Source organism: Streptomyces sp. NPDC002676 (assembly GCF_053592455.1).
Map to the genome: position 1 here is coordinate 1 of NZ_JBSFVT010000071.1, position 1,732 is coordinate 1,732.

The 1,732-nt window shown below is 67.1% G+C and carries 1 protein-coding gene; it reads right to left on the minus strand.

Annotated elements, in window-relative coordinates:
• Positions 1-25: 25 nt before the first annotated feature.
• Positions 26-1,252 carry an IS110 family transposase gene (locus ACWD3E_RS43255; protein WP_451392938.1) on the minus strand — a complete coding sequence of 409 codons (1,227 nt, stop codon included), beginning with the start codon at positions 1,250-1,252 and terminating at the stop codon, positions 26-28.
• Positions 1,253-1,732: the final 480 nt, after the last annotated feature.

The window sequence follows — 1,732 nt, forward strand, 5'->3', positions numbered from 1 at the left end:
TGAGACACCTCACGTTGTTATGCGGTCAAGCTGCGGCGGCCAGCTCGGTGGGAAAGGCGGTGTTTTCGTCGAACAACTTGCGGTGCTGGAGGCAGTGGTAGAGCTGGCCGATCATGCGGTTGAAGAGGTTCCTCTGGGCGGCTGCGTGCCAGTCACCGTGCTCACGTCGTCGCCGGTAGTGGGCGTTAGCTCCGACGGACGCCCGTAGTGAGGCGAAGGCCCACAGATAGCCGGCGTGGTTGAGCCTGTCGTTCTTCACCCACCGCCGTGTGATGGACGACTTCTTGCCGGAGGCCCTGGTGATCGGCGAGGAGCCGGCGTATGCCTTGAGGCCGCGGGCGTCGGCGAAGCGTGTGCGGTCGTCCCCGATCTCAGCCAGGACCCGGGCGGCGAGCTGGATGCCGAGCCCGGGGAAGCTCAACAGGATCTCGGCGTCCGGGTGTTGAGGGAACGCTTCTCCCACCGCCTTGGCGAGGTTGTCGGCGGCGGTGCAGGCGGCCTCCAGCTGGATGAGGAGGGCGAGCATTTGCTTGCCGAGCGCCTCCTCGATCAGCGGCGGCTGGTGGGTCCACTCCGCGCGGAAGACGTCACGGAGACGGTCCGCCTCCGCGTCGATGCTGCGCTTACGGCCAGCCCGCTTGAGGGCGGCCTGCAGTTGGGTGCGGGTCAGCCGTGCGGCCCGAGAAGGCGTTGGGGCTGCTTTCAGGAGCTCGCGCGCCTCGGGACGGCACAGGCCGTTCTCCCACTTGGCGACGGCGTCCAAGGCGGCCGGGTAGTACTCCCGCAGGAGGGAACGGAGCTGGTTGGCAATCTGCTGCCGGTTCCAGAGCGCGTCCTGCTGTGCGCGGGCCAGGACAGCGATCGCACGAGCGAGGTGGGAGTCGTTGGGCAGGGGGCGGTGAGCGTGCATGTCGGTGCGCAGAATGTTCGCCAGCACCAGGGCGTCGCCCGGGTCGGACTTCTTGCGCGAGACGCTGTGCCGGTCACGGTAGCGTGCGGCGGCCATGGGATTGATCGCGAACACCTTGCGCTTGCCGGTCCGCAGCATGGCCACCAGCAGTCCCCGGGAGGTCTCGATGGCCACCGGGATCGGGTTGTCTTCGCCATCGCCGTACTCGGCGAGCAGCTCCAGCAGCAGCTGATAGCCAGCCGTGTCGTCGGTGATATGGCGCTTGGCCAGCAACTGCCCGGAGTCGTCGACCAGGGCAACGTCGTGCGTCTTCTCCGCCCAGTCGATTCCGCAGTAGATCAAGTGATTCCTCCCCTAAGCGCGGGTGTTTGCGCTGGTCACGAGCGCACGCGGGCCACGCAGCGACCTAATTCCAGGACTCGACCTCTCGGGGCGGTCCGACACCTCACCAGCCGTTCGTGGCACCAGCACGCCCCACGGGTCTCGGCCTGACCGGGAGCTCAGACGGCCCGGGTATATCGAGAGATCACCGTGCAGCGGGCTCGCACCACGAATGCCAACGAGCCAGCACAGAAGCAGGTGGCGGCGGCCGCGAAGACACCGAACGCTGCCGATCTCAACCGAGGCGTCAAGGCCGGGTCGGGTGAAGACATACGCACGGAGGTCAGGCAACCGCCACCACCGAGCACAAGACCCGCACGCCGCTCTTCGGCCAGACGTGAGGACCGAATGAGAGCCTGCGCTGCATGCCCTGTACTCGAACAGTCCCGGGACTGGTAGGCCCGTCGGGACCGCCTCTTAACACCGAATTAGGTCGGGTGC